This window comes from uncultured Spongiibacter sp. (assembly GCF_964011655.1).
Classification (GTDB): domain Bacteria; phylum Pseudomonadota; class Gammaproteobacteria; order Pseudomonadales; family Spongiibacteraceae; genus Spongiibacter; species Spongiibacter marinus.
Map to the genome: position 1 here is coordinate 64,811 of NZ_CAXGPO010000003.1, position 21,220 is coordinate 86,030.

A 21,220-nucleotide genomic window follows, 5' to 3' on the forward strand; every position below is an offset into this window, starting at 1 on the left:
CCTCTTATTCCATTCTCATCAGGCGCGCACCGGCTTCGGATACCGTATTTGCGGTATTCATCACCTTCACCTGCATTTCAAAACGCCGGGCCAGTTCGATCATATTGACCATTGCCTCAACGGTATTCACGTTCGAACCTTCCAAGGTACCCGGCGAAACGCGAACACTGGCATCGGCGGCTGGCGTGGTGCCATCGAGCGTTCGAATCAAACCGTCCTCGCCCTTGCGCAACTGCTCAGGTTCGGCGCTGACCAAACGAATGCGATCGACGGTTACTAATGACTCCGGCCCAAGACCCAGTGGCACTATCGACACCGTGCCGTCGCTGCCAATCGTCAAACTGTCGTGTTCAGGCACCGCCAGCGGTCCGCCATCGCCCATGACGGGCTGTCCGGCGCCATTGATCAGCATGCCATCGGCCGTCAGGTGAAGATCGCCACGGCGGCTCAGTGCCTCCTCACCCTGGGCGTCCTGCACGACAAACCAGCCCTGTCCTCGAATCGCGACATCCAGATCGCGACCGGTGGTCATCAGGGTGCCTTCACTGAAGTCGCTCAGGCGTGACTCCACCACCGAGTTGACGCGTGTTTGATGGCCCGCTCCCTCTACCGGCTTTGACATCAGCGCATGGAAGTCCGCGCGAAAGCCCGCAGTGCTGGCATTTGCCAGATTATTGGCATTGCTGGCCTGCGCCATTTCCGTGTGTTTGGCCGCGGTCATGCCGAGATAAAGTAGCCGGTCCATACCTGCCTCCTAAAGCGATGAATACCCGCCTTAGCGGATATTAATAATCGCCTGAGTAACGGCGTCAGATGTCTGGATCATCTGGGTGTTCGCCTGGAAGTTACGCTGCGCGGTGATCATTTCCACCAATTGCTCAGTAAGATCGACATTGGAGCTCTCCAATGCACCCGCCTGCAGCAGACCAAAGTTAGAGCTACCCGGCTCACCCACACGCGGACTACCGGAAGAGAAGGTTTCCGCCCAGGCCGTGTCACCCTGTTGTTGCAAACCATTGGGATTAGAGAAACCCGCCAATGCGACCTTACCCAACTGGGATGACTGGCCGTTGGTAAAGCGCGCAGACACGACGCCGTTGCTCGCCACTTCGATACCGGTCAATCGCCCTGTGGTGAAGCCGTCCTGCTGCAAGCTGTTCACACCAAACTCATTGCCGTACTGCGTTGATGAGGTGAAATCCAGCGAGAGGTCGATCGCTGCCGCGCCGTTGTTGGGGTCGTAGGAAGGCACAGTCACAATGCCCGAAGCGGGGCTTTGCAAGGTACCGGTATTATCAAATGACAGCGTATTGCCCAGGCTCACCGGGTTGTCGTCGATATAGACATTTTGCTGCCAGGTGTTTGCCGCGGGGTCTTTCACAAAGTACAGCGTTGCCGTGTGCAGGGTACCCAACGAGTCGTAGACGGTCATCGACGTGGCGTGGTTATAGCTCGACGCTACCGTTGGATCGAAAGGCGTCGAGGTCGGCACTGGCGCATCGCCGGGCAGGTTCACGCCGATATCAGCGCGTGTCGATGCTCGCGGCGCGTTCTCGGTGACCTGCAGTTGCAAATCAGACAGCGAACCGGTGGCAAAGTCGCCATTGGTGGTTGCCGGATACACCTGCAAACGGTCGTTATTGTTGTTCACCACAAAGCCTTCCCGGTCGACACTGAAGGCGCCAGCGCGCGTGTAGGTCACGCCACTTGAGCCCTTCATGGTAAAGAAGCCTTCGCCACTAATGGCAAGGTCCAGGTTGTTGTCGGTGAAGTCGATGTTGCCCTGCGAAAACTGCTGAACAATGGTATTCAAACGAACACCTGCGCCGGGCGTGGTTTTGGTTACATCGTTATTGGATGTTGCATACACATCGGCAAAGGATGTGCGGGAACTTTTAAAGCCAGTGGTGTTAACGTTGGCAATGTTGTGAGCGGTGACGTCCAGGTGCGATGACGCTGCGTTCAGTCCACTCAATGCAATACGAAAGCTCATAGTTATACTCCTGCTGCGATCACTCGCGAATTGATCAATGAATGCGCCGAAGCGCCTAGCTAATTTCCTTTATTTGCGACATCGAGACCGTACCGACACCATCAATTTGCACCGTGGGGCTACCGCCACCACTGGGCAAACTCACGCTGCGTACGGGGCTGCGAATATCCGTTTGCAAGGCCTCTACACTGTTGCCGTTCAGGTATTGCGCGCGAATTACATAATTGCCTGCGGGCAAGCGCTCGCCGTCCAGGCCGCTACCATCCCAACGAAACGACACCGGTCCCGCCGCCTGCGGTCCTAACGCCACCTTGCCCAGCACCTCACCCGAGGGCGCCAAAATCTCGACATCGACCGCTTGCGTGCTCACCGGCAGTGTTACCTGACCGCTTACCGCGCCCTCTGATGGCAGGGCGACAACATCACTGCCAACCAGCACCTCTTTACCGATCAGCGAGGACGCATCCAGCAATTGACCGCCGTACAGCGAACTCGTCAGTGCAGCCAGGTTGTCATTCATTTCGCTGATGCCGCTCACCGACGTTAGCTGCGCCATCTGGCTGATAAATTCCGTGTTGTCGGTGGGTTTAAACGGGTCTTGATTCTTAAGCTGCTGCAGCATCAGTTTCATGAAGTCGTCTTGGCCCAGCGAGGAGGCTTCTTTTTTTGCCGTACTCGCCGCACTCTGCTGCTGCAATTGTTCAAGCGTTCGCAATTCCATCATTCAGTTCCTACTGTTTACCGAGCTGCAAGGCCCGCAGGGTCAGGGTCTTCACCGTGGAAAACACCTCGGCGTTGTTCTGGTATGAACGGGAGGCGGACAGCATATTGGCCATTTCATCAACGGTGTTCACATTGGAGCCGTAGACATAGCCCTGCTCGTCCGCCATCGGGTGGCCCGGCTCATAACGCTTGGGAACAGGAGCATTGCTCTCGCTAATACCCACAACCTCGACACCGGCGACGCCCTGCTGGCGGTCCAGCACGGTGGCAAAAACCGGCTGTTTTGCGCGGTAGGCAGCCTGTTCACTGCTGGCCACCGTATCCGCATTTGCCATATTGCTGGCGGTGGTATTCAAACGCAGCATTTGCGCGTTCATCGCCGCAGCGGCAATATCAAGGGGATTCGCCATCGCTTATTGACCTCCCTGAAGAATCGATTTAATTCCAGAGAACTTACTACTCAGAAAACTCATAGTGGCCTGATAGCGCATGCTGTTATCGGCAAATGCCGCTTGCTCCACATGGCTCTCCACCGTATTGCCGTCGACTGAAGGCTGCTGAGGCATGCGGTACATCACCGGCGCCTGCCCCGCCGCTGGAGCGACCGCTTCGGTAATATGCGCCGCATTGCTGCGACTGAGCGATAACTGCTGGCCCTGCGCTGCCTGGCCCAGTGCTTGTTTAAAGTCGATATCGCGTGCCTTGTAGCCGGGCGTGTCAGCATTGGCTATATTGGCGGCCAGCAGTTCGGTACGCTGCTGGCGAAGCAGCAGTGCCTGCTGGTGTATACCGAGTGCCTTATCAAAATTAATCGCCATAAATCTGTCTCGCTAAAGTTATGGGCTGCGCTGCCGATACACTGGATAAGGGCGCAAAGCCTTTGGCGTTCGACATGTCCGACGCAAAGCGCGTGCCACTTTTTTATTCCTATATTTTTCAATATGTTATAAAACCGACGCCAACAAACCGTCGGTTTTTCGGCAAGCCCTTGCCGCCAGTTTCACCGGCGAGCGGCAAGTCTTTGTCACGCCTTCTAACACTCACTCTATTTCGCAAAACTGGCATAGCAATTGCTGCTCACCTCATAAAGCCGCCGCGCCGACAAAAACTTGGCGCCGCAAATTAGTAGTGAGGGAATAAGGTGTCATGATCTGGCGCGTAGCAATCACCATTGCTCTTCTGAGCAGCGTCTGCCCGAGCACTCTGGCAAGCGCTGGCGTGGAGTCAGCGCAGCGTATTAGTGCTACTGCCAGCCAGTTCATTGCCAAACGCCACCCCTGGCAAAACGAGAACACCCGTATCACCGTGGGCGAACTCGACCCGCGCACCCGTCTGGCAAAATGTAGTCAGCGACTACAGGCCTTTTTGCCGCCCGGCGCGAGCATCCGGCGGCGCACGACGGTGGGCGTGCGCTGCGAAGGTGTTAAGGCATGGAAGGTGTACCTGCCGGTAACGATCGCGGCATTCACTAAGGTCATGGTGAGCAAGCACCCTATCGCTGCCGGCCAGCGAGTGACTGAAGCGGATATCACTTGGACAGAGCGCGATGTATCGAGTCTGTCATACGGATACCAAAAGGGCCTTGGAGGTCAGGGAATGCTCAGCCGACGCAGTATTCCCCAGGGCGCGGTTATCACCGCGAATATGCTGGAGGCCCCAGCGATGATAAAGAGAGGACAAGAGCTCAAGCTCATTAGCCGCAGTACTGCCATTAACGTCAGCATGAAGGGCCGTGCCCTGCAAGACGCGGCGAAGGGTGCTCGAATACGGGTGGAAAATATCAGTTCAGGCAAACAGTTAGAAGGTATTGTCATTAGTGGTAATACGGTACGAATCGAATAAAAAAAAGCTAAAGTTTTATCGATAGCTGCCGTTAACTGTCATAAGGCATACCATCAACGCCAATGTAATGAGGAATTATCATGGTCGATCGAATTAATGGCGGCCCACTCGGCCAGCCAAGAAGGCTCGACAGTAACCCGTCTTCAAACGCGACCAACGCCGCGGATGCCGGTGCCACTTCGCCGCTCGAATCGGCAAGCACACCAGCTGCTGATAGCAGCCTGGTTGATCGCGCTCGAACCGCAATTGCCGGCAGCGACGGTATCGACCGTCAAAAAGTGGAGGCGATTAAAACCGCAATTCGCAACGGTGAGTTCACCGTCGACAGCGAACAGGTGGCAAAGGCCTTTGTCGATCTGGAACGACTGACAGATCCTAGCGCATGATGACCGATACCGAGCAACAGTTACTGGCCCATAGCCAGCGCTTTGAAGCGCTGTTAAACGAAGAGTTGGCGGTGCTGCGCGACCACGGCGACGCCGACCGCCTGCGCGAGCTTGCAGAACAAAAAATGGATTGCTGCCAGCAATTAGAGACGCTCGAGCGCCTGCGCCAACAGCAGCAGCCAGAGCGGGCGATGTCTGCAGAGGTGACTCAGAGCCTGCGCCGCTGTCGCGACCTGAATGAGCGTATCGGCAGCCTGCTTAGTCGACAGCAAGATTACAATGAACAGGCCATGCACATCCTCGGGCTGGGCAGCCCCGCCCTGCGCACCTATGGCGCCGATGGCCAAACAGGCGCGTCAGCCTACAGCAGACGCCTTGGCGAAGCCTGAATACAAACAACGCAATCTTATCAGCACCGCGCCGGCGCCCGCCGTCGCTAGAAAAGGCTGAGCTGCTGTTGCTCTACCGGCGCGGCGAAACGAACACCCACACCAATCAAGCGAACCGGGCAATGCAATCGCGCCCAGGCCTGTATCATCAGCGGAGGCAGGCAGGCGGGGTCAAGCTTGCCTTCCTGGCGCAATTCGATGGTCGTTACCTTAAATTCCCTGCTCTTCAACTTAACAAACGCGCCCGCGATAGCCTGTTTACTATGTGGCTGCAAACGCCGCTGTAGTTCGTCTATGAGTTGGGCAAGCGCTGCATCCGCGGCCTCCCCTGGCGACAGATCCTCGGCAAACGTGCGCTCAACGCTCAACGATTTGCGCTGCCTTTCGGCCTTTACCGGCCGCGCATCCACACCGCGCGCATAACCATATAACTGCCGCCCAAAGCGACCAAAACGCTCCACTAAGGCCAGCTCGCTCCACCCTTGCAGCTGCTCGCAGTTTTCGATGCCCAGTGCCGCCAACTTCGTCGCCATCACTTTGCCGACGCCGTGAATCTTGGTTACTGGCAGCGCACGAACAAAGTCATCGACCTGATCGGGCCGTATCACCGTAAGCCCGTCAGGTTTTTGCCAGTCGCTGGCAATCTTCGCCAAAAATTTATTCGGTGCAACGCCCGCGGAAATAGTAATTCCCACTTCGCGAGCAACCGCTTGCCGGATCGCTTCGGCAATGCGGCTGGCGCTGCCCTGAAAATGCGGCGACTCGCTGACATCCAGGTAGGCCTCATCCAGGGACAACGGCTCGATCAGCTCGCTGTAGCGACTAAATATTTCACGAATCTGCGCAGCAACATGGCGGTACTTATCCATATTCGGCGGGACCAAAATCAGCTGCGGGCAACGCTGCAATGCGGTTGCGGTCGGCATTGCCGAGTGCACACCATAGGCGCGCGCCTCATAGTTGCAGGTAGCGATCACGCCGCGCCGACTGGCCTTGCCACCAATGGCAATCGGCCTACCGCGCAAACGCGGGTCATCACGCATCTCCACCGAAGCGTAAAAACAATCGCAGTCGCAATGAATGATCTTTCTCGTGTTGAGCACCGACACCATGGCGCAGAAAACCCGCTTAAGCCAAATACTGTACAAACATACAGACTTTACGCGAGCAGCTAGCGCTTGTCACTCATGGTAGTGAGGTATACTGTGCGCCACACCACCCACGTTGAATTAAAAAGGAATGCCGTAGCAATGAGTATTGGCAGTTGGACCCCGGACTCTGAAAAAGCCGCTATCACCATTGATCGAGACTTTCTCGAGCGCTGTATAGCACTGAGCGATGACGCGTCCCTGGCAACACTCCCCTCGCCGTTCACTGAGGAGGAGCAGCAGCGCTATAGCGCCGTCATGCGACTACCCGCTGCGCCCTGGCAACTCGCTGTGGCCGATTTCGACAACGCTGAGCTACAGGCACTCATTCGCTTCTTCACTGTTGCCGAAGAACGGATTAGCGGCTGGGAAGCTGGCGCAGAATCCCCCGCCATTTGGATCAACAAAGTGTTGCGCAAACGCGGTGAAAAGCTATCTGTTGAGACACTGCGCTGGATTCGCGCAAATAGCCGCAATCGCTTTATCCCCAATGGGGGCCTCTAGGGCGCTGCTACTTCTGCTCTTTATTAAACGCTGCCAGCGCTTCGGGGCTGGCTTCTTTTTGGTATTTCGATTTCCATTGCGAATACGGCATGCCATAGACTCTTTCGCGCGCCGCGTCGTAATCCACCTCTATGCCCTGCTCTTCGGCTGCAGCCGCATACCACTTCGACAAACAGTTACGGCAAAAACCCGCCAGGTTCATTAAGTCGATATTTTGCACATCTTTGCGGCCGTCCAAATGCTCGAGCAAGCGGCGAAAAACCGCTGCCTCTATCGCATCGCTCTGTGACTTGTTCATAATTTGTTCACTCATTCGCTGCATTACTCTGTTCATTATCAGGAAATTTGCTATGTTAAGCCAACGAACAGACTTCCTGCTCGCGACGTACCCCAACACTTTATGACGGAGTCAGAAAGCATGGCTAAACAAAAACTAGACCCTGTAGCGCTGATCAACCGGGAGATTGAATCTCTGGAAGATAAAGTAGAAAAACTACGCGACCGCTTAATATCCGACGCGGATAAAGCACTGGAGCGCGCTAAGGCGCAAACTGAAAAAGCGCGAGCGAAAATTCGCCAGGAGCAGGAAAAGCTGCGCGAGCTGCAAAAGAAAGCCAAAGAAAATATGGATGCCCGCATACAGCGTCAGGTGGAGCGCGCCCACAAGGCCGTGGACTCTGCGCGCGAGCTTGAGGTGGACGCCAAGGCGCTGGTCATTATGGCCCGCGAACAAATGCAGGATTTAAAGGCTGACTATCAGCGTGCCAAGGCTCTGGCTAAGGCTGCCCGCGATGCTGCGCGCGACTTCGACAAGAAAAACCCACCTAAGAAAGCGGCCGCTAAAAAGGCAGCGGCAAAGAAAGCCCCTGCTAAAAAAGCCGCAGCCAAAAAGGCACCAGCAAAAAAAGCCGCTGCTAAAAAAGCACCAGCAAAAAAAGCTCCCGCTAAAAAGGCCGCAGCTAAAAAGGCCGCAGCCAAAAAGGCAGCCGCTAAAAAAGCGCCCACCAGCTAGTCGTGACGATCGCTGGCCGGCTCACCGGCCAGCGTGACGACACTATTCAAAATCAACTGAATTAACTGCGTTTGCCGCGCGACGCCGGTTTTCGAAAACACCGAGCTGAGATGCGACTTAGCCGTATTCCGAGAAATATTTAAGCTGAGCGATGCCTCGTCCAGGCTTTGCCCGTTAACCAGTCGCACCGCCAATTTAGACTCTGCAGGTGTTAAACCGAACAGTTCGATTAACACATCACTAGGTGCCTGACGCGGTGCCATGGGGTCACTAATGAACACCGCTACGGCCGGACGCCGCTCACCACCGTGGTCACTGTGCGGCAGGGGTCGTATCAGCAGGCTTAAGCCACTCAATGAGCTGGCACCTGCAAGGCGAAAGGCGCGAACACAGCCTGCCTCGCGCTGGTGATGCGCCTGTATTACCTCGCCAAGTAGCATTTTGAAGTCTTGCTGCTCACGCCGATTTTCAAAACTCAGGCGCCCTCCCTGCAATGCGACACCGCGCCCCTGTGCTAACAGGCGCTCGGCCACTGGGTTGCTATTTAAGCTATCGCCGTTGGCATCCAGGGTAATCACGCCCACCGACAAACTGTCGATGGTATTGGCATACAGCACTCGCTCGCGTTCACTTTCACGTAACCGGGAGTGGATTTGCACCGCCTGTTTAATATGTGGCAGCAGTTGCTTGCACAGGGCCTTTTCCCGCGCGCCAAAATCTTCGCGGCTCTCTGGCCGCGTGACGCGCAGCCGTGCCAGTAGCTCCTCACCGTGCCATAAATCAGCACCCAGGATGTGCCGCACATTGGCTGGCTCTATATAATTTTGATAGTACTCGGACGCCTCGAACTCCTCTGCCGACATGTACTCAGCCACGGTGACGACATCGCCATCGGGAAGATTCACAAAGGGGTCTAAGGCAAAATAGGTCTCGTTGTAGGCGCGATAGATTTCCGGTGAAACCACCAGCGCATTGAGTATCACGCCGGGGTCGTGCTCATTCGGCGGCCGCAGCAGCAAGGTCGCATAATTACCGCCCAAGGCGTCCCTGAGCTGATCCAGAAACGCCTGCCAGGGCGGCGTTTCCAAAGTGCCACCGTAGAGCGCGCGCAGCAGAGCGTCCATACGCGGCGAGATAGAAATCTCAGACATAGAAGATCGAGGCCATTGTGATGCAATAGCCTCGATTCTAAGCGCTGACCGCATGGAATTCATCTATAGCGCACTAAATCCTCGCAGCGGTTTAATGTGGCAAGAAATCGCCACCATTTACATCGAGCGCGGCACCGGTCAGCGCTCGAGAGTACTCCGACCCCAAAAACACAGCGGCTTTGGCGCAGTCGCCGTCATCGGGTATACGGCGCAGCGGGATATTGGCAGCTACAGCAGCTTTTTGCTCTTCGACACTGGGGCCGCCAGCCTCTGCATTCATTTGGAAATAGCCCTCGACCGACGGCCCCCACATCCAGCCCATATAGGCCGAATTCACACGAATATTGTCAGGCCCCAGTTCTAGCGCCAGGTGAGCGGTTGCACTGGCAAGCGCCGCCTTGGAGGCGCCGTAGCCGCCCTGAGTCGGCATGGGTTTGCGGGTTACCATGGTGTTGATCATCACGATCGCGCCGCCACCCTGCTTCTTCATTTGCGGCACGACTTCAAGCGTCAGCCCCATGGTGCCGAAGAAGTTCACATCCATGGCGTCTCGCCAGCTGTCCAAATCTGCCTCAGCGATAGGCCCAAAGTTTCCGGGGTTGTAGGCACTGTTAAACAACACGTCGATACGGCCAAATTCGGCAACTGTCTTGGCAACCAGCTCTGCACATTGCTTGCGGTCACTAATATCGGTAGCCACCTTCAATACCGCATTGTCTAAGCCCTCACTGCGAATCAGGGCTTCAGCATCATCGAGTTTACTGGCGGTGCGGGCACACATCGCCACTTTTGCTCCCTGGCGCGCGGCTTCAAGGGCCAGCTCCTGTCCCAAGCCCGGGCCGATACCCGACACAATGACGACTTTGTCTCTAAGCAACATTTTGACTATCCTGTTTAATTATTCGAATTACTTGTCCCTGAAGCCTACCTAGGCTCGACCCGAGCAGCACCACCCGAATGGGTGGAAGCGCCAAGCCAGAATATACAGCGAGGAAACATGCACCTACGTCGATATACCACCTCAACACTACTCTGCCTGGCCGTGAGCACGCCTGCGCTCGCCGACACATCGCTGCGCCTACAGGCTTCAACGATTGGCGGTGGCGCGGAGCTTGGATACAGCTTTACCCCGCAACTTGGCATTCGCGGTGGCGCCTTGTACGGCAGTTTTAAACTGGACTTTGAAGGGGATGACAACAACGGTATTGAGGGCGATGAGCTCAGCTACAAAAGCGATGTCGATCTGCGCAATGCCTATCTGCTGACCGACTGGCACCCCAGTGGCAAATGGTTTCGGGTAAGTGCAGGCATCTTAATTAACAACAGCTCTGCCAAGGTTATTACCCGCTGCGAAGAAAACTCTCCCGTACCTGGCACCACAAACTGTGAGTTCGGCAACAGCCGCTTTTCGCCCGCGATACTCGGAGATGTTATTACCAACATCGACTTCGAACCGGTGAGCCCCTACCTCGGTATTGGCTGGTCCAGAGCTACCGGGCAAGGTTTTCACTTCAGCGCCGACGTGGGCGTTGCCTACCTCGGGGACGCCAACGTTAAGATCCGCTCGACGGGGAGCTGCAACACCAACCAGCAATGTCGAGAGGAAGTGGCAGCCGAACAGCGCGAAGTTGAAAATGAATTGGATGACTTGAACCTGTTGCCTATCGCGATGCTCGCGCTGAGTTATCGGTTCTAAGGCCAAATTAGATATTTAAAGACCCGACGGGAAACGAATACGCACCTCAGTTCCTTCCCCTAAGGCAGACAAGGCCTCAACCTGCCCTTTCAGCTGTTGGCTGACAAGATTAAAGACAATATGCATGCCCAGGCCACTCCCGCCTGCGCCGCGCTTGGTGGTGAAAAACGGTTCAAAAATCTTTTCTCGCGCCTCTTCATCCATACCGCAGCCATCATCGCTATAGCAGATTTCAATATCGCCGTCGCATTCGGTTACCACCACGCGTATGCGGCCGGCTTCACCGCCTGGAAAGGCATGCATAAGGGAATTCATCAGCAAGTTGGTAAATATCTGCGAGATCGCGCCCGGCACGGAGTTGGCTTCCAGTGACGCCTCACAGTCTATTTCTACAGCGATCTGCGTATTCTTCAAGTTTGGTCGCAGACTCAGCAGGGTTTCATCAAAATAGCTTTTAAGATTAAATTTCCTGCGTTCAAAGCTGGTTTGATCCACCGCCACCTGTTTAAAGCTGTGCACTAAGTCTGCCGCTCTGCGCAGATTATTGAGAATAATCTCGGTGGATTGCATGCAGTGTTCGAAGTAATGCTTCAGACCACTGCCGGTCAATTTCCCGTCGTTGTAGGCCTGCTCCGCTTCTATACTCTCGGCGCGCAGCGTCGACGCGGCCGTGACACTCACACCAACGGGGGTATTCACCTCATGCGCCACACCGGCCACCAGGCCACCCAGTGAGGCCATTTTTTCAGTGGCGACCAACTGTTTCTGCGTTCGGTTCAAGTCCTCTACGGCCTTGCGAAGTTCAGTATTCGCCGCATCGGCCTGATGTATACGGAGCGTCAGCTCTTCCTTCGCTCTCGCCAAGTCGGTATCACGGGTGGCAATGTGGGAGAGCATAACATTAAAGCCATCGATTAATTCTCCGACTTCGTCGTCGCCATGCTTGTCGGCGCGCAAACTATAGTCACCCGACAGCGACACTTTTCGCGTGGTATCGAGCAACGCAAGAATCGGCCCGGCAATGAGTTTCTGTAAAGTATTGGATATAACAAAAGCAATACCCACACTGAGCAGAAGCATAAGCAGCAGCAACATAATATCGAGGCGGGTACTTGCCCACAGGTCGGATAGCTGACGTTCAATCACCAGGCGCCCAAGGCGCTCGCTGCCGAGCCAGACATCGCGATTCACTGTAAGCACCTGCAGCTTGGAGGCCTTCACGTCTAACAGGCTTAGCGGGCAGTCCTTGGCATCACTGCCGCGCACATAACTGGCAAATAGCTGCGCTTGTTTGGTTTCCCCTTGATACAAACACGCGCGATGGATTTCCGGCATGCCACGCAGCGATGACAATATTTCCTCAGCGGCCTGGGAGTCTGAAAAACTCATTGCCGCCGTTGTATTGAGCGAAAAAACCTCTGCAACGGCCAGCAAATTCTTCTGGACGGTTTCCCGTACGCTAAACCAGTTATACAGCACGAAAACCGTTTCGATCATCACCAACACGATCGTGACCGTGCCGACAATCGACACCAGTATTTTTCGCTGTATCGGCAAATCCCTTAGCATCAGGAACTACCCTTCGCAGCAGAGCGGCGCACCGTTCTCGCCAAGCTCAAAAGCCGCGAACTCACCGACATACCGGAGCGGTGGATATTGGCCTGATTGATATCAAAGCGCAGCTTACCCGACACGATAACAAAACTGATCATGCCGCCCGCATCGATAAAGTCGCCGTTATCGGCGATGGTTAAGATGTGGTCCTGGGGTAATTTTTGCAGCCAGTAGCGCTGTAGCTCTCCGCTATTATCAGCGAGGTATAGCACCTCGCACCCCTCGCTCTCTTCGGGGAGGAGTATCAATCGGCTGCGTATGCCGAGGTCATTGCTCGATTTCGACTTGATTAATGCGGAAAGCGCGATGGCAATGTCGCGGTCACCGACCACGCATATATCAATTGCCTCCTCGCCACCCCGTATCGCCGCTGGGGGCCAACTGATAAAGCGCGTGAAGTTAACCAGATACGCCGCCTTAACGCGCTGCTCCAGGCCTTGCCCAAACGCATTGCCGGCCAGGCCCAACACCAAAGCTATTGCACAGAACCGCCTGCCCCAAATCATTAGAACATCCAGCTCAATTGCGCTTGCACACTGCGCCGTATCTCTACGCCGCCACCAAACTCCGCATGAGCATCGTCATTGAGGTTACTCACGCGCACAGACGCTTCGAGCTGGTCGTTGATACGCCACATTACATTCATATCAATTGCCGCGTAGGCATCAACATTTTGATCATCCAGAGGGCCAATCCATCGTGCCGCAAGGAACAGCGACCAGCGATCATTGATATCCCAATCCATGCGCGTTTTCAGCTGATGACTGGGATCGTTGGCATCGGCATCGGCAATAGACTGATCCAAACTGCCCGGCGGAGTGGAGGCATCCAGGTCGAAATAGCGATAGCTGGTCAGTAACTCGATGTTTGCTCTTGCTCGCCATCGCGCGGTCAGCTCAACACCATGGCTGCGCGCGCTGCCAATATTATCGATTAATATCGGTGGCGGCGTCTGAGGGTTAGTCAGGTCATCAGTGAGTCCACGCAGCTCCTCGTACTCGTTATAAAAGCCGGCGATGTCTATGGACAAACTGCCGCTCAACTGCTGACGATACCCCGCCTCCAGCGCCGTCAATTCCTCGGAGTGAAAACTGCGATCACCGCCGAAAAAGCCACCCGAAAACGAGACATCTTGATCCAGACGGTTGGGAATACGAACCGCCCGAGACCAGGCTGCCCATACCGTGCTGTCGGGATTAATTTTATAGCGAGCCCGGACACTTGGTTGAAACTCATCGCCACTGTAATCGTTGTGCTCGAGTTTAGCGCCCAGAGTGAGGCGCAGGCGCTTGTTTAAAAAATTGATTTGATCTTGGATAAACAAATCATAGGTTTCGTCCTCGCGCTTGCGAGGGCTAAAGTCGGTGAGAAAGGGGTTAACATCGCCGATGTGATCGCGACTAAACCTAAAGCCACCGCCGATCACCAGCTCCTGCCGCTGCCCGATCGGGCGATTATGCTTCACTTCGAAATCCAGCAGGCGTCGCTGCTCAGAGAAATTCAGTCGATTGTTAAAAGCGCTGCGATCATAGACGAGTTGGTATTCTGAATTCGCCGTACCGGCATGCTGCTGACTTAGACGCATTATCAGATTTTCGCCGCGGTGATATTCTTGCTTGCCCCCTGTCGGCACAGCCACGTGGCCGCGGTAGGCATCACCCTGAACGGTTAAGCGCAGCGCATCCGATAATTTATTATCAGTGCGAAATCCCGCTTGGCGGTGTACCCACTCATCACCGCTATCCCCGCCACTGGCAGCTTGCTGTTCGCTGTGCCACTGACTTTTGGCATAGACACGATAGAAACCGTCGCCAGCAAACTCATCGCCGTACCTCGCCTCGGTATAGCCTCGATAGTTTCCACCGCCGCCCGCGGCAACCCACCCTCCGAGCGTGTCCTTGGCTGAGCGCGTAACGATATTCACCACGCCATTGACAGCATTCGCCCCCCATAGCGCAGCGCCGGGGCCACGTATAACCTCAATGCGCTCTATGTCGCGCATCACAGTATCTTGGGTATACCAAAATACGCCGGAAAATAACGGCGTATATAAGCTGCGACCGTCCATTAATACTTCGAGCTTATCGGCAAGTGTGCTGTTGAAACCGCGAGCGGTTACCGCCCAGCTATGTGAATCAACCCTTGCTACCTGCAGCCCTGGCACCAAGCGCAGGGCCTCGGCAAGTGTGCGCACGCCGCTGCGGCGAATATCCTCCGCGTCCAACACAAACACTGCCGCGGCGGTATCTTGCAAGGGCTCCGCCCGCCTAGAAGCCGAGACCACCTCGATATCCATTAGGTCTTCGAGACTGAGTTCGCCAAGTGTTTCCAACGACGCTAGCTGGATTGTTGACGAGGCGGCGCTCAACGAGAAAGTGACCAGGCCGAGCGCAATACCCGTTTGCAATAAAAGGCGCATAACCATTGTCCGCGTCATTGTTGTTATTTGCTTAGTGGATGACTATTGCATCCACTTTTCAAACTAGGACAAAAGCGCCTACTGCACCATTGCAGCTTTTACCTACTCAGGCCTCCACTGCTGCGGCTTGACGGTATTTTTCTTGGAGGGGTTTCTTATACATTTTCCCGTTGTCCTTCCTCGGTAACTGCGCCTCAAAGAAAAACGCCTTCGGGCACTTCAATGCCGAGACAGAGTCACGACACCAGCCTCGCAACCGGTCAGCCAGCTCAGCATTACCAGTGCACCCCTGCTCTGGCTGAACCACCGCGACCACTCGTTCGCCAAACTCCTCATCTGGAAGCCCAAACACGGCGACATCAGCGACCTCTGGGTGAGCAATCAGGGTATTCTCCACTTCTTGAGGATAGATGTTCACTCCACCTGAAATAATCATAAAGTCGCGGCGATCGGCCAGATAGAGATAGCCCTCGTCATCGACATAGCCCATATCACCAACCGTAGCCCAGCCATCTCGGTGGTGAGCACCAGCGGTCTTCTCCGGCTCATTGTGGTATTCAAAGTCGCCAAAGCCAGAGAAGTAAATCATTCCGGTTTCGCCGCAGGGCAATTCATTGCCATCGTCGTCGACGATGTGTACCTCGCCCATCAAAGACTGGCCCACTGAGCCAGGGTGTGCGAGCCACTGCGCGCTATCAATGGCGGTCATGCCAATACCTTCACTGGCGGCGTAATACTCGTTGATAATCGGCCCCCACCATTCGATCATCTTGCGCTTCACATCAGCGGGACACGGCGCCGCCGCATGCGTCGCCGCCTTCAAGGAGCTGAGATCGTATTTGCTGCGCACCGCTTCAGGCAGTTTCAGCAGGCGGATAAACATAATGGGTACCCACTGACTGCAATCCACACGGTATTTTTCGATCGCTTGAAGCGACAGCTCTGGGTCAAAACCGTCCATCATTACCACCGTACCGCCCAGAGCCATTGCCGCCATAACGCTGTGCATGGGGGCCGCGTGGTAAAGCGGCGCCGGCGTCAGATACGTCGACTCACTATTAATCCCCAGGAACGCAGCAATACCCTGCATAACGGCTGGCACCTCGTCAAAGGTTTGCTCGGGTAGGCTGGGTTTAATGCCTTTTGGCTGGCCGGTCGTTCCCGAAGAGTAAAGCATCGGAACCCCCGCACATTGCTGCGCTAGCGGTACCGACGGACACTCGGCCATCGCCGCTTGCAGGGAGTCAAAATTGGGCGCCTCACCAGTGCTGATAAACCAGTGCTGTACGGCCGGCAATGCCGACCTGTCTAGTTGCTGCGCCGTTTCAAGGTAGCGAGGTGAACAGATAAACAGCTTGGCCCCTGAATTTTCCAGGATGTACGCCACTTCGGCAGGCCGCAAATGACTGTGCAGTGGCGTGAACACCAAGCCGCTGCGCTGGGCTGCCCAGGCAATTTGAAGAAAGCAGTGGCTATTTTCCATTTGATAGGCAATGTGGTCCCCGGCACGTAAACCGCGGCTGTAAAACAGTTGGGCGAGCTGGTTGGACTGGGCATCCAACTCGGCATAAGTCATTACCTCACCCGTGTTGGCAAGGATACAAGCGGCTTTTTGCGGTTGTTTCTGGGCGTGAAATTGCGGGTGCTGCACGATAGTCACTCCATAAAAATTATTATTGTTTTCGCTCACTACTTTTCTAAGTAGCTTGCTGACGATAAGCGCGCAGCGCTCTGGGATCAAGCCTTGCTCATACCAAAAACACGAGCCAAGACAAGCGGGAATGCACGGCCGTTGTTGTCAGTGAACACATTACCTATACTGGCAAGCACTATGTACTCAAACACAGGGAATCGGCAAATGAGCGCTTTTGACCAACTCATGGCAGCGGTGCGAGGCAGCGACGGCCTTTACACAGCAAATGTTGACGAAAGCTGGCTGCAGGGCCGCACCGCATTTGGGGGGCTTAGCAGTGCCCTGATCGCCCAAGCCATGCGCAGTGAGATAGAGCCAGCCCGCCGCTTGCGCTCCCTGGCGGTAAGCTTTGTTGGCCCGGCCCCCGCTGGCAATCACCAAGTGGCACTTCGCCACTTACGCGACGGCGGCTCGGTTACCCACATTCAAGGAGAGCTGCGCTGTGAGGGTGAAGTGGCTACCGCGATCAATGCGACGTATGGCAAGGATCGTCAATCTGCGGTCGTTGTCGAGGGACCGGCGATGCCGACCTCGATTCCGGCGCCGCAGGACTGCATGCTACTGCCTTTCATTGACGGCCTGACGCCCGCGTTTACGCAACACTTTGATATGGCGCTCGCCAGCGGTCACCTGCCATTATCGGGGGGAGACAGCGCTGATTTTTCACTGTGGCTGCGTTTTCGCGATACCACTGCGCTTACCGAAAGTGCGCTGATTGCCCTGGCAGATGCACCGCCAATGCCAGGCCTGAATATGATCAAACCGCCTGGGGTTGGCAGTTCGTTGAGCTGGTATTTGGAGTTTCCCAATGCGGTAAGTGCCGGCGATACAGCCGACAACTGGTGGTTTATGGACTACCGCAGCCAAGCCGGGAGTAATGGTTACTTTTGCAACTACGCAACAATTTGGTCACCGAGCGGCGTGCCCATAATGTTTAGCCGCCAAGTCGCTACAGTGTTCGAGAAGTAATGGCGTAGGCCAGTAGAGTCGTAACCAGAAGAAAAAGAGCGAGCCTGTCACACATGGCAGACTCGCATTGAGTCGTTATTTACGGCTGAGTGTTCTGAATGCTCTGTGCCGAATGGTCTTTAAAGTAAAGACGAAATGGCACGTTGCGCTGCTTGCCCAGATAGATGTAAAAACCGTAGCGGTCGTTGGCATAGTCCTGAACGAACTCATAGCGAGGGCTGATCGCTGGTGCCTCCGGGTCAACCCGAGGGGCAGTAACCAGCACTTCCTCTATCTCGGTTGGCGGTTGATCGCCCGATGCCGGTAGCGACACCAGTACACGATATTCTGTCTTGCCGGGGACATTCTCCACCGCCTCAACGCGCGCACCCGAGACCGTATCAATAAATCCTACCTGGCTTTCAATAATACCGCTTTGTCGTGAAACCGTTTGTGCCGACGGCTGCGGCTGAGCGCAGGCGGTAACTGCCACCCCCAGCAACAATAAACCGGCGCAAGACAAGCTATGACGCATAGACATGGGCGCATTCCTTTTTATACCGATAATGCGGGAATGCTAACACCTGGCCAAAGGAATAACAGCCAGCTATTTGCGTTCCCGCGCTATCTCTAGGCGCAAAAAGCCTCGCCCACGGCTATTTTGCTGCCCAGCGCGGCAAGGCTGCGTGCGGAGCTACCCAGCATCATTTCGTTGTGACGCAACCACGTACAGTAGCGCCACAGCGGGTAGTCGCGGTCAATGCCCGTGCCACCGTGCAAGTGCTGGGCGGCGTAGCTAACCCGATGACCAACATCCCCTGCCCACACTTTCGAAATCGCCACTTCGACACTCGCGTCGACACCATCGTCGAGACGACTGATCGCCTGATAGCAATTCAAACGCAGGCATTCCACGTCGATAAAACAATTAGCCGCGCGGTGGCCCACTGCCTGAAATGTCGCAATCGGCACGCCAAACTGCTGGCGCTCGGCCGTGTAAGACGCGGTCATCCGCATCGCTTTATCACTGGCACCAAGTTGATGCGCGCACAATGCTGCCGTCGTATGCTCGGCGACCGAAGCGAGCAACTGCTGCGCCTGCTCCCCGCGGGCCAGAATATTCTCTGCGCCCACACGCACATTACTGAGCGTCAGCCGGTATTGTGGCTCGTAAGTCGTCACTTCCATCGCTTCAAGCGCAACACCCTCTGCCTGACGAGGCAGCATTACAACAACGGCCCCGTCACCGTCGGTCGCGGCCAGCAGTACATAGTCAGCTTGCGCCGCAAAGGGAACGCAGAGCTTCTCACCGCTGATCAGCACCGCCTCGCCGTCAGCCCGCGCATTGCATACACGCGGCTGAGTGGGGTCCTCATTGTTCGCTTCCATCAACGCGGCTGTGAGCAACTGTTCACCGCTCACCACTCCGGGCAGTAAGCGCTGCTTTTGCTCGGCACTGCCGAATTGCTGCACCGGCATCGCCGCCGAAATACAGTGAGAAATAAATGGCAGCGGAGCAATATTTCGCCCGACTTCTTCTGCAATCAGGGCCGCTTCAAAAAAACCGAAGCCCATACCGCCATATTGCTCTTCAATGGCAACACCCAGCAGCCCCGCCTGAGCAACCTGCTGCCATAGTTCGCGGTCAAAACGCTCCGCCGCGTAGCTGTCGTACTTGGCGAGCTTTTCCGCTGTTACCTGTTCGCCGAGAATTTCGCGCGCAAGGTTTTGCACATCGCGCTGCTGTTCTGAAAGTCCGAAATCCATAACTGTTTTCTCTCTATTCGTTCACTCTTCGCCGGGGTAAACACGACGCATCTAGCGCGATGCCCGGGGCATCCACAAACCGGCGGCGGAAATGATGTCACGCTGAATTTCGTTGGTGCCGCCACCAAACGTAATAATTGATGCCGTGCGATACAGGCGCTCAATTCGCGATGCGATGGGGTCGGCACCCGGCGTGCGACGATTAATCAGTGACGCTTGGCCAATGACCTCGCCCAACAGGCGATACACCTCGATGAAAAACTCAGACCCGTAGACTTTCGCCGCTGAGGCATCGGCCATATCCAGCTGGCCTTCGGTCATTGCCCACGCCTGCTTGTAGCACACCAGTTTAAGTGCCTCGACACCGGCACGGACTTTCGCCAGGTTGATCTGCACCCAGGGTTGGTCGATGATTTTTCCACCCTCGGGCAGGTCAGTTTGCTGGGCCCACCGCACTACGTTATTAAACATTTCTGCAGTGGGTCCAAAGTTCACCAAACTGAGACGCTCGCGGTTCAGCTGGCTGGTAATCAGCTTCCAGCCCGCGTTTTCCTCGCCCACCAGCGCGTCGTCATTCACGCGAATATTGTCGTAGTAGGTTGCGTTGGTGCGCACGCCACCCAAGGTGACCACCGGACTGCACGACCAGCCTGGATCGTTAGTGGGCACCAAAAACATGGAAATACCTTTGTGCGGTTTCGCTGCGTCGGGATCCGTTCGGCAGGCAAGCCAAACGTAGTCGCAAAAATGCGCGAGGCTGGTCCACATTTTTTGACCGTTGATCAGCCAGCCGTCGCCGTCGCGCACCGCCGATGTTTTCAAACTCGCCAGATCGGTGCCGGCGCCCGGCTCGGAGTAGCCAATCGCAATCAAACATTCACCGGCGAGGATCTTGGGTACGATCTCTCGCTTCTGCCATTCATTACCGTGCTCGGCCAGCTGCGGCCCGACCGACTCGGTTGTCAGGAATGGGAAGGGGTAACCCGCGCGCATGACTTCTTCTACGAAAATAAACTGCTCGATGGGGCTCATACCGCGACCACCGAGCTCTTTTGGCCAGCCAACACCTATCCAGCCATCGCGCCCCATTTGCTTGAGCGCCTCGCGCCATAGCGGGCCACCGCCCTCTCCCATGCTCTCGTCGCACTCGGCCTTGAGCTCCGGCGTCATCAATGCCTCGAAATACGCGCGTAATTCTTTGCGCAGCGCATTCTGCTCTGCGCTAAACTCAACTTTCATTGTTGCCTTCCTCTGTGTCGCCGCCAGTCGTTGGCAGTTTTGGTTGACGCTTGTCACCATAATAAGCGGCCGGGTCACTGCGACAATTGCAAAAGCCGTCACCCACATGACATATGCGTTCATAACGCCTTTACGCTGCCACTCAACCATTCAGACGATAGCTCGCGCCAGCAACACTTGCGATCATTTGCGGCTGTTTACCCCTCACTCAATGGTGCCAAGGTTGCACCCTCAAGCGGAGATTCGGCATGAGTGACAAGCCTGTACAGGCGGCAATCGAAGGTTGGTATACCCTCGATACTGATACGCCCCACCTTATCGGCGCAAAGTGCGACGACTGCGGCACCTACTACTTCCCCAAAAATTTGTCCTTCTGTCGCAACCCCAACTGCGAAGGCGAGACATTTAGCGAGGTACAGCTCAGTCGCACCGGAAAAATTTGGTCCTACACCGATGCGTGCTACAAGCCACCCGAGCCCTTTGTCGCCGAAGAGCCCTTCGTTCCCTACGGCATTGCCGCAGTGGAACTGGAAAAAGAACAGATGATCATTCTGGGACAAACGGTCAAAGGCGTCGGCCCCAAAGACCTGAAAGTCGGCCAGGAAGTCGAATTGGTATTAGAAACACTGCACGAAGACGACGAGTCGGTAAAAATTACTTGGAAGTGGAAGCCACTGGGCTGAGCCGCAGACTCGA

At 55.6% G+C, this 21,220-nt stretch carries 24 protein-coding genes; 8 read left to right on the forward strand and 16 right to left on the reverse strand.

Going from position 1 to position 21,220, the window contains the following annotated elements; translation table 11 throughout:
• Window positions 1-4 precede the first annotated feature (4 nt).
• From ABNS66_RS02740 to flgB, 5 genes are read right to left on the reverse strand one after another with little or no spacing between them, the layout of a single operon-like run.
• On the reverse strand, window positions 5-745 hold the full coding sequence (locus ABNS66_RS02740) for a flagellar basal body rod protein FlgF (RefSeq protein ID WP_027872890.1): 741 nt from the start codon (window positions 743-745) through the stop codon (window positions 5-7).
• A gap of 30 nt (window positions 746-775) precedes the next feature.
• Window positions 776-1,993, reverse strand: a complete 1,218-nt coding sequence (gene flgE, locus ABNS66_RS02745) for a flagellar hook protein FlgE (protein ID WP_286694806.1) — start codon at window positions 1,991-1,993, stop codon at window positions 776-778.
• A gap of 55 nt (window positions 1,994-2,048) precedes the next feature.
• Window positions 2,049-2,717 (reverse strand): flagellar hook assembly protein FlgD, encoded by a 669-nt coding sequence (locus ABNS66_RS02750; protein WP_286694805.1) that lies wholly within the window; start codon window positions 2,715-2,717, stop codon window positions 2,049-2,051.
• A gap of 7 nt (window positions 2,718-2,724) precedes the next feature.
• Window positions 2,725-3,126, reverse strand: coding sequence for a flagellar basal body rod protein FlgC (gene flgC / locus ABNS66_RS02755; RefSeq protein ID WP_286694804.1), 402 nt, complete (start codon window positions 3,124-3,126; stop codon window positions 2,725-2,727).
• 3 nt (window positions 3,127-3,129) lie between these two features.
• Entirely contained in the window at window positions 3,130-3,534 is a 405-nt protein-coding gene (gene flgB, locus ABNS66_RS02760) for a flagellar basal body rod protein FlgB (RefSeq protein ID WP_204996955.1), read from the reverse strand.
• A 328-nt stretch (window positions 3,535-3,862) separates the two neighbouring features.
• Here flgB and flgA point away from each other — a divergent pair, with 328 nt between their 5' ends.
• From flgA to ABNS66_RS02775, 3 genes are all read left to right on the forward strand, one after another.
• Complete coding sequence (flgA, locus tag ABNS66_RS02765) at window positions 3,863-4,558, forward strand: flagellar basal body P-ring formation chaperone FlgA (protein ID WP_286837679.1); 696 nt, start codon at window positions 3,863-3,865, stop codon at window positions 4,556-4,558.
• 80 nt (window positions 4,559-4,638) lie between these two features.
• Window positions 4,639-4,944 (forward strand): flagellar biosynthesis anti-sigma factor FlgM, encoded by a 306-nt coding sequence (flgM, locus tag ABNS66_RS02770; RefSeq protein ID WP_286694801.1) that lies wholly within the window; start codon window positions 4,639-4,641, stop codon window positions 4,942-4,944.
• A complete protein-coding gene (locus ABNS66_RS02775; RefSeq protein ID WP_286837677.1) occupies window positions 4,941-5,333 on the forward strand; it encodes a flagellar export chaperone FlgN in 393 nt (130 codons plus the stop codon). The genes flgM and ABNS66_RS02775 overlap by 4 nt, the downstream gene beginning before the upstream one ends.
• A 47-nt stretch (window positions 5,334-5,380) precedes the next feature.
• Here the strand turns inward: ABNS66_RS02775 and dinB are convergent, their stop codons facing one another.
• Complete coding sequence (gene dinB / locus ABNS66_RS02780) at window positions 5,381-6,445, reverse strand: DNA polymerase IV (RefSeq protein WP_286837740.1); 1,065 nt, start codon at window positions 6,443-6,445, stop codon at window positions 5,381-5,383.
• Between the two features lie 138 nt (window positions 6,446-6,583).
• Between dinB and ABNS66_RS02785 the strand changes: the two genes are divergently transcribed.
• A complete protein-coding gene (locus ABNS66_RS02785; protein ID WP_286837675.1) occupies window positions 6,584-6,985 on the forward strand; it encodes a hypothetical protein in 402 nt (133 codons plus the stop codon).
• Window positions 6,986-6,992: 7 nt separating this feature from the next.
• On the opposite strand, the gene ABNS66_RS02790 is transcribed toward ABNS66_RS02785, so the two are convergent.
• Window positions 6,993-7,283 carry a DUF1244 domain-containing protein gene (locus ABNS66_RS02790; protein ID WP_286695034.1) on the reverse strand — a complete coding sequence of 97 codons (291 nt, stop codon included), beginning with the start codon at window positions 7,281-7,283 and terminating at the stop codon, window positions 6,993-6,995.
• Between the two features lie 120 nt (window positions 7,284-7,403).
• Between ABNS66_RS02790 and ABNS66_RS02795 the strand changes: the two genes are divergently transcribed.
• A complete protein-coding gene (locus ABNS66_RS02795; protein ID WP_286837674.1) occupies window positions 7,404-7,997 on the forward strand; it encodes a hypothetical protein in 594 nt (197 codons plus the stop codon).
• Here the strand turns inward: ABNS66_RS02795 and ABNS66_RS02800 are convergent.
• Both ABNS66_RS02800 and ABNS66_RS02805 read right to left on the reverse strand, forming a co-directional pair.
• A complete protein-coding gene (locus tag ABNS66_RS02800) occupies window positions 7,994-9,148 on the reverse strand; it encodes a helix-turn-helix transcriptional regulator (RefSeq protein WP_286837673.1) in 1,155 nt (384 codons plus the stop codon). The genes ABNS66_RS02795 and ABNS66_RS02800 overlap by 4 nt on opposite strands.
• 91 nt (window positions 9,149-9,239) lie before the next feature.
• Window positions 9,240-10,028, reverse strand: a complete 789-nt coding sequence (locus ABNS66_RS02805; RefSeq protein WP_286837671.1) for an SDR family oxidoreductase — start codon at window positions 10,026-10,028, stop codon at window positions 9,240-9,242.
• Window positions 10,029-10,145: 117 nt separating this feature from the next.
• Here ABNS66_RS02805 and ABNS66_RS02810 point away from each other — a divergent pair, with 117 nt between their 5' ends.
• A complete protein-coding gene (locus ABNS66_RS02810) occupies window positions 10,146-10,844 on the forward strand; it encodes a hypothetical protein (protein WP_286837670.1) in 699 nt (232 codons plus the stop codon).
• Between the two features lie 15 nt (window positions 10,845-10,859).
• On the opposite strand, the gene ABNS66_RS02815 is transcribed toward ABNS66_RS02810, so the two are convergent.
• From ABNS66_RS02815 to ABNS66_RS02830, 4 genes are all read right to left on the reverse strand, one after another.
• Window positions 10,860-12,413: an ATP-binding protein gene (locus tag ABNS66_RS02815; RefSeq protein ID WP_286837668.1), complete on the reverse strand. Its 1,554-nt coding sequence runs from the start codon at window positions 12,411-12,413 to the stop codon at window positions 10,860-10,862.
• A complete protein-coding gene (locus ABNS66_RS02820; protein ID WP_286694795.1) occupies window positions 12,413-12,964 on the reverse strand; it encodes a YfiR family protein in 552 nt (183 codons plus the stop codon). Before ABNS66_RS02820 ends, ABNS66_RS02815 begins: the two co-directional genes overlap by 1 nt.
• Window positions 12,964-14,877 (reverse strand): TonB-dependent receptor, encoded by a 1,914-nt coding sequence (locus ABNS66_RS02825; RefSeq protein WP_348655199.1) that lies wholly within the window; start codon window positions 14,875-14,877, stop codon window positions 12,964-12,966. Before ABNS66_RS02825 ends, ABNS66_RS02820 begins: the two co-directional genes overlap by 1 nt.
• A 106-nt stretch (window positions 14,878-14,983) precedes the next feature.
• Window positions 14,984-16,528: an acyl-CoA synthetase gene (locus ABNS66_RS02830; RefSeq protein WP_286838493.1), complete on the reverse strand. Its 1,545-nt coding sequence runs from the start codon at window positions 16,526-16,528 to the stop codon at window positions 14,984-14,986.
• Window positions 16,529-16,735: 207 nt separating this feature from the next.
• On the opposite strand from ABNS66_RS02830, the gene ABNS66_RS02835 reads away from it, so the two are divergent.
• Window positions 16,736-17,539: a thioesterase family protein gene (locus ABNS66_RS02835; protein ID WP_204996943.1), complete on the forward strand. Its 804-nt coding sequence runs from the start codon at window positions 16,736-16,738 to the stop codon at window positions 17,537-17,539.
• A gap of 79 nt (window positions 17,540-17,618) precedes the next feature.
• Here the strand turns inward: ABNS66_RS02835 and ABNS66_RS02840 are convergent, their stop codons facing one another.
• From ABNS66_RS02840 to ABNS66_RS02850, 3 genes are all read right to left on the reverse strand, one after another.
• On the reverse strand, window positions 17,619-18,059 hold the full coding sequence (locus ABNS66_RS02840) for a hypothetical protein (protein WP_204996942.1): 441 nt from the start codon (window positions 18,057-18,059) through the stop codon (window positions 17,619-17,621).
• A gap of 89 nt (window positions 18,060-18,148) precedes the next feature.
• The gene (locus tag ABNS66_RS02845) at window positions 18,149-19,285 is read right to left on the reverse strand and encodes an acyl-CoA dehydrogenase family protein (RefSeq protein ID WP_286838496.1); all 1,137 of its coding nucleotides are present in this window, start codon (window positions 19,283-19,285) and stop codon (window positions 18,149-18,151) included.
• Window positions 19,286-19,336: 51 nt separating this feature from the next.
• Window positions 19,337-20,524, reverse strand: a complete 1,188-nt coding sequence (locus ABNS66_RS02850; protein WP_204996940.1) for an acyl-CoA dehydrogenase family protein — start codon at window positions 20,522-20,524, stop codon at window positions 19,337-19,339.
• Between the two features lie 248 nt (window positions 20,525-20,772).
• Between ABNS66_RS02850 and ABNS66_RS02855 the strand changes: the two genes are divergently transcribed.
• Complete coding sequence (locus ABNS66_RS02855; protein ID WP_286838498.1) at window positions 20,773-21,207, forward strand: OB-fold domain-containing protein; 435 nt, start codon at window positions 20,773-20,775, stop codon at window positions 21,205-21,207.
• Window positions 21,208-21,220 lie beyond the last annotated feature (13 nt).

Bases quoted from the DNA above. Each gene is read 5' to 3' on its own strand.
- flgB (WP_204996955.1), bottom strand. From the start codon at position 3,534: ATGGCGATTAATTTTGATAAGGCACTCGGTATACACCAGCAGGCACTG.
- ABNS66_RS02825 (WP_348655199.1), bottom strand. From the start codon at position 14,877: ATGCGCCTTTTATTGCAAACGGGTATTGCGCTCGGCCTGGTCACTTTC.
- ABNS66_RS02795 (WP_286837674.1), top strand. From the start codon at position 7,404: ATGGCTAAACAAAAACTAGACCCTGTAGCGCTGATCAACCGGGAGATT.
- ABNS66_RS02820 (WP_286694795.1), bottom strand. From the start codon at position 12,964: ATGATTTGGGGCAGGCGGTTCTGTGCAATAGCTTTGGTGTTGGGCCTG.
- ABNS66_RS02790 (WP_286695034.1), bottom strand. From the start codon at position 7,283: ATGAACAAGTCACAGAGCGATGCGATAGAGGCAGCGGTTTTTCGCCGC.
- ABNS66_RS02835 (WP_204996943.1), top strand. From the start codon at position 16,736: ATGAGCGCTTTTGACCAACTCATGGCAGCGGTGCGAGGCAGCGACGGC.
- ABNS66_RS02840 (WP_204996942.1), bottom strand. From the start codon at position 18,059: ATGTCTATGCGTCATAGCTTGTCTTGCGCCGGTTTATTGTTGCTGGGG.
- flgM (WP_286694801.1), top strand. From the start codon at position 4,639: ATGGTCGATCGAATTAATGGCGGCCCACTCGGCCAGCCAAGAAGGCTC.
- ABNS66_RS02815 (WP_286837668.1), bottom strand. From the start codon at position 12,413: ATGCTAAGGGATTTGCCGATACAGCGAAAAATACTGGTGTCGATTGTC.
- dinB (WP_286837740.1), bottom strand. From the start codon at position 6,445: ATGGTGTCGGTGCTCAACACGAGAAAGATCATTCATTGCGACTGCGAT.
- ABNS66_RS02845 (WP_286838496.1), bottom strand. From the start codon at position 19,285: ATGGATTTCGGACTTTCAGAACAGCAGCGCGATGTGCAAAACCTTGCG.
- ABNS66_RS02775 (WP_286837677.1), top strand. From the start codon at position 4,941: ATGATGACCGATACCGAGCAACAGTTACTGGCCCATAGCCAGCGCTTT.
- flgA (WP_286837679.1), top strand. From the start codon at position 3,863: ATGATCTGGCGCGTAGCAATCACCATTGCTCTTCTGAGCAGCGTCTGC.
- ABNS66_RS02855 (WP_286838498.1), top strand. From the start codon at position 20,773: ATGAGTGACAAGCCTGTACAGGCGGCAATCGAAGGTTGGTATACCCTC.
- ABNS66_RS02785 (WP_286837675.1), top strand. From the start codon at position 6,584: ATGAGTATTGGCAGTTGGACCCCGGACTCTGAAAAAGCCGCTATCACC.
- ABNS66_RS02810 (WP_286837670.1), top strand. From the start codon at position 10,146: ATGCACCTACGTCGATATACCACCTCAACACTACTCTGCCTGGCCGTG.
- flgE (WP_286694806.1), bottom strand. From the start codon at position 1,993: ATGAGCTTTCGTATTGCATTGAGTGGACTGAACGCAGCGTCATCGCAC.
- ABNS66_RS02805 (WP_286837671.1), bottom strand. From the start codon at position 10,028: ATGTTGCTTAGAGACAAAGTCGTCATTGTGTCGGGTATCGGCCCGGGC.
- ABNS66_RS02740 (WP_027872890.1), bottom strand. From the start codon at position 745: ATGGACCGGCTACTTTATCTCGGCATGACCGCGGCCAAACACACGGAA.
- flgC (WP_286694804.1), bottom strand. From the start codon at position 3,126: ATGGCGAATCCCCTTGATATTGCCGCTGCGGCGATGAACGCGCAAATG.
- ABNS66_RS02750 (WP_286694805.1), bottom strand. From the start codon at position 2,717: ATGATGGAATTGCGAACGCTTGAACAATTGCAGCAGCAGAGTGCGGCG.
- ABNS66_RS02850 (WP_204996940.1), bottom strand. From the start codon at position 20,524: ATGAAAGTTGAGTTTAGCGCAGAGCAGAATGCGCTGCGCAAAGAATTA.
- ABNS66_RS02800 (WP_286837673.1), bottom strand. From the start codon at position 9,148: ATGTCTGAGATTTCTATCTCGCCGCGTATGGACGCTCTGCTGCGCGCG.